This is a genomic window from Actinoplanes sp. NPDC049598, from assembly GCF_040675435.1.
Lineage (GTDB): Bacteria > Actinomycetota > Actinomycetes > Mycobacteriales > Micromonosporaceae > Actinoplanes.
In genome coordinates this window covers 1-11,585 of sequence record NZ_JBFAOX010000058.1, presented here as the reverse complement: position 1 = coordinate 11,585, position 11,585 = coordinate 1, and the positions used below count along the sequence as shown (strand labels likewise).

The window sequence follows — 11,585 nt, the reverse complement described above, 5'->3', positions numbered from 1 at the left end:
CGTGCCGCGCGTCCAGAACATTTCACTTCCGATCTGTTAGGCCTGGTTTTTCCGCGTCACCTTAAAATCAACTCACCTCGTCGAAGCGCTTCGACGACGGGACTTTCCGGTGACGCTAGGCCCGCTCACGCGCACATGTCAACGGTGTGACAAAGACATTTCCTGACCCGTGATCGAGAGACCCCCATCACGCTTGGAAACGCTCCCACCCCCACCCTCACCCAGAACGGGCCGGCCTGTCACCCCACCCCTTCCATCCACCGCCCCCTCCGACGCACCCCCCACCGCATCGAAACCCGTCACTCATCAACCCTCCCCGACCAGCCCGGCCCGCTGGACCGCCCCGGCGCCACCCATTCGGCAGGGCCCACCCACTCGGCAGGGCCCACCCACTCGGCAGGGCCCACCCACTCGGCCCGCCCCGCGTCCTATGGGCGCCGGTCGGCGTAGCGGCGTGTTCGGCTGTGGGTGTCGAGGATGGACGAGACTTCACCTTTTCCGGGGGAGGTTGCTGCCGGCGGGATGGGCCAGCCTGGCGGCATGACCTTCTCGACATCCGCTGCCGCGGCGGCGCCGGTGGTGTCCAGGCGCGGGCGACCGGCCTGGGCGGTCATCCTGATCACGGGCCTGCTGCTGTGGCTGGCGACGGTCGCGGTCACGTTCGCCACGGCCAACGCGAACCTCGTGCCGACCCTCGTGCTGCTCGGCAGCTTCCTCGTCCCGGTCACCTTCGTGGCCTGGGCCTACGGGCATCGCGACGAGGTCATCACGGTCGAGGCGCTGTTCCGCCTGTTCGTTGTCGGCGGCATCCTCGGCGTGCTGGGCGCGTCCGTCCTGGAGTCGTACCTCCTTCATCCCTCGGTCTGGATGTTCGCCGGCGTCGGCCTGATCGAGGAGGCCGTCAAGCTGGTCGCGCTGTGGCTGCTCACCCGTCATCTGGCCGGCAAGTCGATCCGCAGCGGCGTGGTCCTCGGCGCCACCGTCGGGTTCGGCTTCGCCGCCTTCGAGTCGGCCGGCTACGCGCTCAACGCGCTGATCACCGTGGACGGCCTCTCGCTGCGGGCGCTGGTCGAGACCGAGATCCTGCGCGGGCTGCTCGCCCCGTTCGGTCACGGCCTGTGGACGGCGATCCTCGGCGGCCTGCTCTTCGCCACCGCCGCCCGAGGCGCCGCATCGAGAAACGCGCCCGAGCCGAGCGCGGCATCGAGAAACGCGCCCGAGCCGAGCGCGGCATCGAGGAGCACGGCTGGGGCGAGCGCCGGCATCCCATTCGCGGGCACCGCATCAGGCAACTCCACACCGCCCGGCGCAGTCTCGACGACCGGCGGTTTCCGGCTGACCGGCACCCTGATCGTCGGTTATCTGGGCGTGGCCCTGTTGCACGCACTCTGGGACTCGATGCACGGCATCGCCGTCTACCTGACCTGGATCATCACCAGCACCGACCGCCAGCAGGCCCTGTTCGAGCGGGGCTGGATCCCGCAGCCGACCGACCAGCAGATCCACCTGTTCACGGTCTTCTCGATCGGCGGCACGGTCCTGATCACGGTGGTCGCGATCCTCTGGCTCCGCTCGGTCTGGCGCTCCGGCCGCCCCATCAGCCACGGCTGACCGGGGCGACGCGCCACATCAGCCACGGCTGACCGGTCACCGGCGGGGCGGCTCGCAGCTGTCTCGTTCCACCAGGGTGGGCGGCAGAAGCCGTACCGGCTCGATGCTGCGGCCGTCCAGCAGCCGCATCGCCGTCTCCACGGCCAGGCCGCCGACGTCGTGGGCCGGGATGTCGACCGAGGTCAGCGGCAGCGGCATGTTGATCGCGACGTCGCGCGGGCAGATGGCCACGATCGAGAGGTCCTCCGGGACCCGCTTGCCGCGGGCGCGGAGCAGGTCGAGCAGGGGGCGCAGGGCTTCCTCGTTGTGCACCACCAGCGCCGTCGCGCCGGGTAGCTGGGCGTCGATGTCGTCGAGGCACGCGCGTACGCCCTCGACGTCAGGCTCGCAAGGGTGAGCGAGAGTCCTCAGCCCGAGCGACTCCGAGGCCTCGGTGAAGCCGGTCAGGAACCGCTCGGCGTAGGTGGTGCCGCGGCGGTAGACGGCCGGCGAGGGGCCGACCAGGGCGATCTTGCGGTGGCCGTGCCAGGCCAGGTGGCGCAGGGCCTCGCCGGCCGCGGCCGCGAAGTCGAGGTCGACGCAGGCGATGCCGAGCGGGTCGTTCGGCAGCCCGATCAGCACGGACGGCTGTTTCAGGCCGCGGAGCGCCGGCAGGCGTACGTCCTCACGCTCTATGTCCATGACGATCAGCGCGTCGACCATCGTGCTGTGCGCGACCCGTTCGAGCCCGGCCGTGCCCTCGTCCTTGGTCAGCAGCAGCACGTCGTGGTTGTGGGTGCGCGACGCCGTCACCACCGCCGTCGCGAACTGCATGATGACCGGGACGTTGACGTCGAGCCGCAGCGGCGCCACCAGCGCCAGCACGTTGGTCTTGCTGCTGGCTAGGGCCCGGGCCCCGGCGTGCGGGTGGAAGCCGAGCTCGGCGATGGCCGCCTGGACCCGTTCGCGGGTCTGGGCCGAGATCGGCCGCCGGCCGCTCAGCACGTACGACACCGTGCTCGGCGAGACACCGGCCGCGCGCGCCACATCATTGATCGTCGGCATCTGCCCTCCCCTAGGCGCCCGATCCTACTTACTGTGAGGGCCCCGCCCGCCGGCTGACCGAGCCGACGGGCGGGTTCCCCTCTCACCGAATAAAGAACTGGGACAAACGCACCCCCGAGCTGAAGACGAGATAGACGTCCTGGCGCCCGCCGGTCCGGGCCACCGGCACGGTTGTCGTCGAATAGCTGTAGACGTCGCCGGTCGCGGCGACCTTCGCGGTGCCGATGAGCTTCCCGGCCGGCGATCCGAGACGCGCCTCGATCGTGCCGCTGCCCGACGTGCGTACGGTCAGGGAATCGGCATTTCTCAAGGCAACGTCCTTGTACGCCGTCCATTGCCCGGCGGCCGTCGAACCGACCACGGTGCCGGCCGCTTTGCTTTCGTCGAGCAGCCGCACCCCGGAATAGGCGTCGAAGGTCTCGGCCCGGGTGACCCTGGACAGATCGCGGGCCGGAATGGTCTCGCCCTTGACCTTCCACGTCGTGCTCTGCCGGATGTCACCGGACGAGGCGCCGACCAGGACGTCGTATTCCGACGATTCCACGATCCAGCGGCCACGCGTCTGGTCCCATCGAGCCAGGTCATTCTTGCTCAGCGGCAACGTCACGGTCCGCGTTTCCCCGGCCTTCAGGTGTACGCGGTCGAACGCGCGCAGCTGTTTGCCCGCTGTGGTGTCGCGCGACGTCCGCTGATGCGTGTACAGCTGGACCACCTCGTCGCCGTCCCGCTTTCCGGTATTGGTGACCTTGACCGTGACCCGGCCGTTCCCGATCTGCGGCTTGCCGTACTTGAACGACGTGTACGAAAGGCCGTAGCCGAACGGGTAGAGCGGCTTCTGCTTGCTGTAGAGATAGGTCTGCCGGGTCGTGATGATGTCGTACTGATCGAGGTCGGACGGCAATTGGCTCTCCGACGCCGGCCAGGTCTGCGTCAAACGGCCGGCCGGATTCCGGACGCCGTACAGCACGTCGGCGATCGCGTGCCCGGTCTCGGCGCCCGCGTGCGTGGTCCACACGACCGCCGGGACGTTCTGCTGCAGCCAGTTGATCGTCTCCGGGTAGCTCGACTGCAGCACCACGACCGTACGCGGGTTGGCCTTGACCACGGCCTTGACCAGGGCTTCCTGCCCGGCGCCGAGCGCGAGCGAGGTCCGGTCGTGCGCCTCGCGCCCGTTGATGAACGGGTTGGTGCCGACCACCAGCACCGCGGTGCCGGCGCTCTTGGCCGCCGCGACCGCCTCGTCGACGCCGCTGCGCAGCACCTCGCGGGTGAAGTGGGCCGCGCTGGCCGCGTCGGGTGAACCGAGCGTCAGCTTCCCGTCGGCACCGACGGTGATGTACTTGTTCGGCCCGAACCAGCTCTCGAGCGTCTCGTAACCGGCGTAGCGCAGCGCGAACGTGCCGTCGGCCTGCGCCTCCAGCTTGAACTGCTGCTGCACGTACCAGCCGTTGGGCTGGTCGTCACGGGTGGTGAAGACGCCGTTGGTGTTGCCGAGGTACTTGCCGTTGGCCACATTGCGCAGCGTCAGGACGTCCTGTCCCCAGTCGACCACGTCGAACTGCGCCTCGGCCGTGGCGCTCGGGGCGCTGACCGTGGCCGCGTCCGGCCCGCCGGCCAGATAGCGGTCGCCGTACTTGAGCGCGATCCGGTCGGATCCGGTGCTGCTCACCGTTTCCTTGGCCTGCTCCTTGATGCCGTCGACGGCCGTCACCTCGTACGGCAGCTTTCCGCCGTACCAATCGGTGTAGAGCGTGTCGGCCAACGGCCCGATCACCGCGGTCTTGTCCTTCTTCAGCGGCAGCAGACCGTTGTTCTTCAGCAGCACCATCGCGTCACCCGCCGTCTCGCGGGCGAGCTTCTGATGGGCGGGAGTGTTGATTACCTCGGCGCCAATCTTGCTGTACGGTCCGCCGCCCGGATCGAACTCGCCGAGCCGGAACCGAATGCTCAGCGCGTGCCCGACCGCCTTGTCGACATCCTTCTCGGTCAACAATCTCTGCGCGAGCGCCTGCTTGACCGCGGTCACGGTCGGCACCGCATTGATGTCGTCGACGGTGAAACTGTCCAGCCCGGCCTTGATCAGCGCGGCGTCGGCCTCGGGCTGCGTCGCGAAATACTTCTGCGACTGGACCAGGCCATTCGGCGCCCACGCGTCACTCACGTTGAACAACGGATAGTCGGCCCACCGGCGCAACAGCGTGGCCTGGTCGGGATCCACGGTCGCCGGGCGCCCGTTGATGAGGTTGTAGGACGCCATCACACCGGTCGCCGCATTCGCGGTCAGCGCCGGTTTGAACGCCTGCCGGTCGTACTCGTTCAACACCCGCTGCGGCACATTCGACGAGGTCGTGTCGCGCAGCGTCTCCTTGTTGTAGGCCAGGTAGTGCTTCAGCGTCGGCGCGGTCTTCAGCTTCGCCGGGTCAGGACCCTGCAGACCCTTGCCGTACGCGGTGGAAATGGCGCCCGTCAACAGGGGATCCTCCGAATAGCCCTCCTCGTTGCGCCCCCACCGGGGATCACGCAGCAGGTTGACCACCGGGGCCCACAGATTGAGCCCGAAAACGCGGGGATTCTCGGCGTGGAAACCGCGCGCCTCGTCGCCCACCACGGACCCGACCTTCTTGATCAGGTCCGGATCCCACGTGCTGGCCAGCCCGACGGCCTGCGGGAAAGAGGTGCCGTCGGCGGTGACCACGGCGCCGTTGTTGTCGATGTCGGTCGACCAGGCGACGCCGTGCAGCGCCTCGGTCCCGGTCTTGAAGAAGTCGATGCCCAGCCGCGGGATCGCGGGCTGATATTGATGCAGGAGAGACACTTTCTCATCGAGCGTGAGCCGCCCGACAAGATCGTCGACCCGCGCCGCCAACGGCAGCCGCGGATCCCGGAACGGATAGGACGGCCCCGCGTGCGCGACACCGGGAACAGCCGGCGCGACCAGCACGGCCGCGGCCAGCACAGCAAGGAAACGCCTTCGCATGGACGATTCTCCGATCGAAGGATGGCATTCCGAGAACGACGAATCACCCCACTCTGCCCAAGCGGGTCATCATCGTCGAAGCGCTTCGATTATCGGCGGTATCGCCCACCCTAGAGGCCCACACAAACCCTGTCCACACCCCACCCGAAATCCCCCGTTAACATCGACCCCCGCCAACATCACCGACGCCTCACCGTCCAGCCAGACCCTCCTGGCCCCACTCCGTCGGCGTCCAGGCTCGCGTCCCCTCCCGGCCTCCACATCCGCTCTCCTGCCAGGCCGTGGCGGCGGGCCAGCGCGCGGGCGATGGTGCTTTTGCCGGCGGCCGGCCTCCACGTCCGCTTCCTCTCCAGGTCACCCCCGCCGGCCTCCCGCTCCCGTCCCACCTCGCCCGCCTCGCCATCCCCGCTCGCCTTTACGTCGGCCTCGCCCTCCCGGCTCACCGCGCTGGCCCGCCCTCGCGGGGGCCCACCTCGCCGGCCTCCACGTCGGCCTCCCTTCCCGGGACCCACCCCGCCGGCCTGCACGTCGGCCTCCCCTCCCGGGACCCACCCGGCGGGCCTGCACGTCGGCCTCCCCTCCCGGGGCCCACCCCGCCGGCCTGCACGTCGGCCTCCCCTCCCGGGGCCCACCCCGCCGGCCTGCACGTCGGCCTCCCCTCCCGGGGCCCACCCCGCCGGCCTCCCCCTTCCCGGCTTCCCGACCGACCGAGCTATGGGAAGTGGAGGAGAGAGGAAGGGCTGGGGTGGGCGGCGCCGATGAGGCGAGCGGCGAAGAAGGCTCGGACGAGCGGGAGGGCTTGGGCCGGTGGCGGAGGCAGGCCAACGAGCCGGACGAAGGACTCGGGCCCGGCGGCCGGGAAGGGCTTGGGCCGGTGGCGGAGGCAGGCCAACGAGCCGGACGAAGGACTCGGGCCCGGCGGCCGGGAAGGGCTTGGGCCGGTGGCGGAGGCAGGCCAACGAGCCGGACGAAGGACTCGGGCCCGGCGGTCGGGAAGGGCTTGGGCCGGTGGCGGAGGCAGCCGGGCGAGTGGCGCGGAGGAGTCCGGCGGGCGGCGGAGGCAGTCGAACGAACGGCGCGGAGAGGGCCGGCGGGCGGCGAGCGAACGAACGGCACGGCACGGCACGGCGGAGTCGGGCTCGGCGGCCGGGGAAGGGCTGAACGGGCGGGAGCAGGCGAGAGAGGTAGGGGTAATTGAACCGCGGGGCGGTTGGGGCTCGTGATTTCTGGTAGCGGTCTGTGACGGTCGGGCCTAGGCTCCGATCGAGGCGGCGTGACGGGAGGACGGCCCGGATGACGACGACGAGCGAGCCGGCGCGGTTGATTCGCGGCTACGGCTGGTGGACTCTGCTCCTGATGATCGTGGTCGGGGCCGGGGCCTGGGGTTTGAGCCTGCTCGAGCCAGCGCGCTACCGGGCCGAGGCCACGGTTGTGGTCGAGCCGCGCCTGCGTGCCAACATCACGCCGATGCCCGCCGATCCGGCTACGGAGAGCGAGATTGCTAGCTCCTCCGCCGTGCTCCGCCCGGCCGCTACCTCACTCGGCGTAAGCCAGCAGACCCTTGCCGACGGTCTCCGCGTCACTCCCGCCGCCGGCACGTCAGTGGCCATCGCTTACGAAGCATCGACCGCCGCCACTGCGCGCACTCGGGCCCAGACCGTGGCCACCCAGTACCTCTCGTACCGGAACGCCACCACCGCCCAGTCCGGCCTCTCCGCCACGCTGGTCACCCCGGCTGCCTCCGCGAGCCGGGTGACATGGTTACCCCTCTGGCTGTACGTGGTGATCGGCGCCGCCGTGGGCCTCATCCTCGGTGTTCTCCTCGCGCGGTACCGCTCCCGGGACCGGGTCCACGGCCGGAACCATTTCGAGCAGCTCACCGGCCTGCCGGTGCTGGCCACCATCCCGCGCGCTCCTCGGTCGCACGGCCCGGGCGCGCCGCTTCCGGTGCTGCTGCGTTCGCCGGCTTCGGCGGACGCCGAGGCGTACCGCTATCTCCGCGCCCGCCTCGAGGCCCGCCTCGAGGGCCCGGCCACCGTCCTGGTCACCAGCGCCCACGGGGGCGAGGGCCGCAGCACCACCGCGGCCAACCTGGCCATCGTCCTGGCCCAGTCCGGCCGCCGGGTGGTGCTGATCGACACGGACGTACGTGGTCCCGTCCTGCACCAGATGTTCGAGCTCTCGCGTGACCGCGGCCTGACCGGCATCCTGACCGGCGACATCAGCGGCGCCTCGGCGCTGCGCCCCGGCCCGGTCCCCAACCTGCGCCTGATGGCCGCCGGCCCCGACCAGGACGGCGCACCCGACCTGCTCGCCACCTCGTTCGGCGACATGCTCCGCGAGCTCAAGAACCAGTGCGACGTCATAGTCCTGGACTCTGCCCCCGCCCTGCGGGTGGCCGACGCCGTAGCCCTGGCCTCGGTCAGCGACGCGGTCCTCCTGGTGGCCGACTACAACCGCCTGACCCGGACCACAGCCCGCCGAGCCGCCTCGGAACTCACCGCCGCCACCGCCGGCGCCGTGGCCGCCGTCCTGATCGGCGTCCCCGAACGCAACGGCGGCCTGGTCCCCCACACCCGCGCCGGCCGGGCCCCCGCCCCCACTACTAGTGCGGGCCCGGACCGCTTCGCAGCCTTGGAGGATCCTTCCGATCAGCCCACGGCCCTCTCCCCCGCCGCCCCCTCGCACGCCGCCGCAAGCCCAACCTTCACCGCCGCCCCTGTCTCCGGCGCCGGCCCCGCCCCGGCCCCCGCCGCCGCGCCCTCCGCCACTTCCGCCGACGCTCAGCCCGCCCCCGGCCTGGCCGCGCTGGCCCGCGCCTCGGCACCCGGCACCAAGTCCTCTCCTCGGCAGGCCACCGCAACGGGTCCCGCTTTCGCCCGTACGCCCACCGACCGTGACCCGACCTCCTCCGCCCCCGCCGGTTCCCCGGCCACGCCCAGCTCGCCCACCGCACCAGCTTCGCCTCCCACGCGCCCTGACTCGCTGGCGTCCTCGAAGGCCCAGCCGGCGCCCGCCGACCGGCCGGCCTCGGCTCCGCCCGCTTCGTCGTCCAGCCGGCCCGCCTCGGCCCCGCCGTTCGTTCAGAGCCCGCCCTCGGTAAGCGCCAAGGCCGCCGTCCCCAAGCCCCGCGTCTACTCCTCAGCCGCCGCAGCCGAGGCGGCCGCCCGCGTACAGGCGAAAGTCACCGCCGAGCAGAAGCGCGACAACCCCACCGCCGACCACTGACTTTTCACACTTCCCGGGGGCCGGGTGGTGCCTCATGACCGGTTCAGGTTAGGTTAGCCATACCTTAAGCCGGGTCGCTCAGCCCGCGCGCGTTCTGAGGGAGGCCCCCGTGACCCAGACTGCCGAGCAGACTGAGGCCGTACTCGCGTGGCGTTTCTTCGCCGTCGAGGTCCGGCAGGTCCACCGCTTGAGCCCCAACTTCGTGCGGATCACCTTCACCGGCGACGACCTCCACAAGTTCGCCGACAACGGCTTCGACCAGCGCATCAAGCTGCTGACCGCACTCCCCGGCGTGGGCTTCGCCCACTTGCCGACCGGCCCCGACTGGTACGGGGAGTGGCGTGACCTGCCCGCCGAGCACCGCAACCCGATCCGGACCTACACCATCCGGGCTGTACGCCCCCATCTCAACGAGGTGGACGTCGACATGGTCCTGCACGGCAGCACCGGCCCCGCCTCGAAGTTCGCCGCCGAAGCCCGCCCCGGCGACCAGGCCTTCCTGATGGGCCCCAACGCCGACTTCACCGGCCTGCACGGCGGCATCGACTTCCACCCGCCGGCCCACACCGACTGCATCCTCCTGGGCGGCGACGAGACCGCGGTCCCCGCCATCGCCTCCATCCTGGCCAACCTCCCAGCCGACGCCCGCGGCGAGGCCCTGCTCGAGGTCCCCGAGGACGCCGACCGCCTCCCCGACGTGACGGCCCCCGCCGAAGTCCGCATCACCTGGCTCCCCCGCAACGGCGCTCCCCAGGGCGAAAAGCTCATCCCCGCCGTACGCCAAGCCACCCGCCGCATCCTCGGCGACGCCGCACCCACCCCCTCCCCCCAGGAACTCGAAGACGTAGACGTAGACCACGACATCCTCTGGGAAGTCCCCGAGCCCCTCACGGACACCACCCGCTTTTACGCCTGGCTGGCCGGCGAGGCCGCCGCCATCAAAACCCTCCGCCGCCACCTGGTCTCCGAGTGCGGCGTCGACCGCCGCTCGGTCGCCTTCATGGGCTACTGGCGCCAGGGCAAAGCCGAAGACAACTAACTCCCGCCCCGAGCGGTGGTCGTTCATCGGGACTGTGCCAGGAGAGGTGTTTCCGGCCCGTTCGTCAGGCGACGAGCTCGGTCAGGGCGGTGCTGGTTGCTTCGTCGGCGGGGAGGAAGGCTTCCAGCCGCAGTTCGGCGATGGTGACGTCGGTGGCCGTGCCGAAGTGGGTAAGCGTGGTGATGAGCCGCAGGTCGCGGGCGTCCGGCTCACTAGTGCGAAGTTGGAGCGGCACCGCGAACCCAAGGTGATGGGGCGACGGAAGCCGTGGACGCGCCGGCGCCAGATCAGCGAGCTCCGCGGCGAGGTGCAGAAGCTTGTCGGTGGGGTTCCGGGCGTTCTCGGCCCGAACGCGGTCGATGATGTGCCACGCCCATTCGTCCAGGTTGCCGATTCGCGGCGCCAGACCGCGCGGATGCAGCAGAACCCGGGGGACGCTCACCGGCGCGGTCAGAAGTCGCGGGTCCACACCGCGGGTGATCACCCGGAATCCGGCGTTGGCCGAGACCAGATCGCCGTCCCGGTCGACGATCACCGCCGGGTAGGGCAAGTGCCCCTCCAGAACACGATCAAGGGCGGCCCGGATCGGCTGCAGCTGCGGATCGTTGAGGTCGCTTTGCGGGTACGCGGGCGCGAAGCCGGCCGCCAGGAGTAGTTCGTTACGTTCGCGGATCGGCACCTCCAGCGCCTCACCCAACCGAATGATCATCGACCGCCCCGGCGTCGAGCGTCCGCTCTCAATGAAGCTGACGTGCCGCTGCGTGGTTCCGGCGCGCACCGCCAGCTCCAGTTGGCTCACGCGCCGCCTTGTGCGCCACATGCGCAACGCACCGGCAAGCGCACCTCCGGCCACCTCGGTGATCATTCCTCCTGTGTAACGGCTGCCGCGCCGCCTGGCGATTCCTCGCAGGGAATTGTCGGGCCGCCGCCACAGCAGCAGAGTTCCAGTGACACCGATCATCCACGATCAAGGACCCCTGATGACTGACACCGATCTGAAGAAGCTCACCACACGCTACGTCGCCGTGTGGACCGAATCCGATCGCAAACGTCGCCGCGCCGCCGTCGAGGACCTGTGGTCCCCCGACGGAGTCCACGTCCTCCAGGCACCGCAAGACATGCGGCAGGCCGCAGAGCATTTGGGATTCGCCCGCGCAGCTCTGGAAGCACGCGGCCACAACGAGCTGGAGCTACGCGTGACCCGCGCCTACGAGGAGTTCATCGCCCCCGGCACCTTCACCTTCCGCCCTCAAGGCGACGCCGGCCGCCTCCACAATGTGATCAAGTTCCGCTGGCAGATGGTCTCCCGCACGGACAACGAAGTCGCCGGCACCGGCCTCGAGATCCTCATCCTCGACCCCAGCGGCCACATCCTCAGCGACTACCAATTCATCGACTAGCCGCAACCACGCACAGCCATCCGAACACGACGAAGCGAGGTCCTTGGCGATGCCCTGGCCGTCTCCGTCGCGGCGCGATCCCGCAACTTCTCCTGGGTGAATGTTCCGACCGCGCAGTGCGCAGCCGAAAACCATCGGAGCTGCCGGTAAGGCGAGCCGCATGGTTGTCCCGAGGACGGTAAAAGGGTCTGGAAATGACAGTAGGCCCACCCCTGAGGGGTGGGCCTACTGTTTCACGTTGAGTCCGGCGGCGTCCTACTCTCCCACACCCTCCCGAGTGCAGTAC

General features: G+C 70.2%; 7 protein-coding genes. 4 read left to right on the top strand and 3 right to left on the bottom strand.

Annotated features, from left to right (window positions below; genetic code table 11):
- Positions 1–540 precede the first annotated feature (540 nt).
- The gene (locus tag AB0J66_RS49550) at positions 541–1,611 is read left to right on the top strand and encodes a PrsW family glutamic-type intramembrane protease (RefSeq protein ID WP_364676494.1); all 1,071 of its coding nucleotides are present in this window, start codon (positions 541–543) and stop codon (positions 1,609–1,611) included.
- Between the two features lie 36 nt (positions 1,612–1,647).
- Here AB0J66_RS49550 and AB0J66_RS49545 read toward each other — a convergent pair whose 3' ends face one another.
- On the bottom strand, positions 1,648–2,655 hold the full coding sequence (locus AB0J66_RS49545) for a LacI family DNA-binding transcriptional regulator (protein ID WP_364676492.1): 1,008 nt from the start codon (positions 2,653–2,655) through the stop codon (positions 1,648–1,650).
- An 82-nt stretch (positions 2,656–2,737) separates the two neighbouring features.
- Complete coding sequence (locus AB0J66_RS49540) at positions 2,738–5,632, bottom strand: glycoside hydrolase family 3 C-terminal domain-containing protein (protein ID WP_364676490.1); 2,895 nt, start codon at positions 5,630–5,632, stop codon at positions 2,738–2,740.
- Positions 5,633–6,925: 1,293 nt separating this feature from the next.
- Here AB0J66_RS49540 and AB0J66_RS49535 point away from each other — a divergent pair.
- Together AB0J66_RS49535 and AB0J66_RS49530 are read left to right on the top strand one after the other, a co-directional pair.
- Positions 6,926–8,860, top strand: a complete 1,935-nt coding sequence (locus AB0J66_RS49535) for a P-loop NTPase (protein WP_364676487.1) — start codon at positions 6,926–6,928, stop codon at positions 8,858–8,860.
- Positions 8,861–8,969: 109 nt separating this feature from the next.
- Positions 8,970–9,899 (top strand): siderophore-interacting protein, encoded by a 930-nt coding sequence (locus AB0J66_RS49530; protein ID WP_364676484.1) that lies wholly within the window; start codon positions 8,970–8,972, stop codon positions 9,897–9,899.
- A 64-nt stretch (positions 9,900–9,963) separates the two neighbouring features.
- Here the strand turns inward: AB0J66_RS49530 and AB0J66_RS49525 are convergent, their stop codons facing one another.
- Positions 9,964–10,764 (bottom strand): helix-turn-helix transcriptional regulator, encoded by an 801-nt coding sequence (locus AB0J66_RS49525; RefSeq protein ID WP_364676481.1) that lies wholly within the window; start codon positions 10,762–10,764, stop codon positions 9,964–9,966.
- A 115-nt stretch (positions 10,765–10,879) separates the two neighbouring features.
- On the opposite strand from AB0J66_RS49525, the gene AB0J66_RS49520 reads away from it, so the two are divergent.
- Positions 10,880–11,299 carry a hypothetical protein gene (locus AB0J66_RS49520; RefSeq protein WP_364676478.1) on the top strand — a complete coding sequence of 140 codons (420 nt, stop codon included), beginning with the start codon at positions 10,880–10,882 and terminating at the stop codon, positions 11,297–11,299.
- Positions 11,300–11,585: the final 286 nt, after the last annotated feature.